The sequence below is a fragment of the Pseudomonas sp. 51_B genome (assembly GCF_017491595.1).
Classification (GTDB): domain Bacteria; phylum Pseudomonadota; class Gammaproteobacteria; order Pseudomonadales; family Pseudomonadaceae; genus Aquipseudomonas; species Aquipseudomonas promysalinigenes.
The window spans coordinates 1-432 of sequence record NZ_JAFGYW010000468.1 but is presented as its reverse complement, the minus strand read 5'-3'; the positions used below and the strand labels follow the sequence as shown (position 1 = coordinate 432).

Here is a 432-nt window from a genome sequence, read left to right as displayed (position 1 = left end):
ATACAAGTGAGCGCCGCCGTAACGCGTCGCCAGATAACGAATGATGGTGTTGGATTCCCAGAGAGTGAAATCGCCGTCCTGGATCACCGGCACCATGGCGCAGGGATTCAGCGCGAGAAACTCCGGCGTGTTTGGCGACTTGAAGCCCGAACCCCAGTCTTCGCGCTCGAACGGGATGTCCAGTTCGGCACAGGTCCACAGCACTTTGCGAACGTTGATCGATGAGGCTTTGCCGAGGAGTCGCAGCACGGGATTTACTTTGCCGGGTAGTGGACGCAGAAAAAATACCATAGCGCAAAACACAAGGCCCGCATCGCACGTGCCTTGGTTCATCAGCATCTGACTACGGCTTTTGCCGGGCGGGATTACCGGTTGAGGAACGCCAACAGATCCTCATTCAACGCCCGCGCGTGGGTCACGGCGAACCCGTGC

The 432-nt window shown here is 58.1% G+C and carries 1 protein-coding gene; it reads right to left on the bottom strand.

Features of this window, described 5'->3' with window-relative positions; all coding sequences use genetic code 11:
- Positions 1–249 (bottom strand): glutathione S-transferase N-terminal domain-containing protein (locus tag J5M56_RS25765; protein WP_207938153.1); only part of this gene is annotated, 249 nt, incomplete at its 3' end.
- Positions 250–432: the final 183 nt, after the last annotated feature.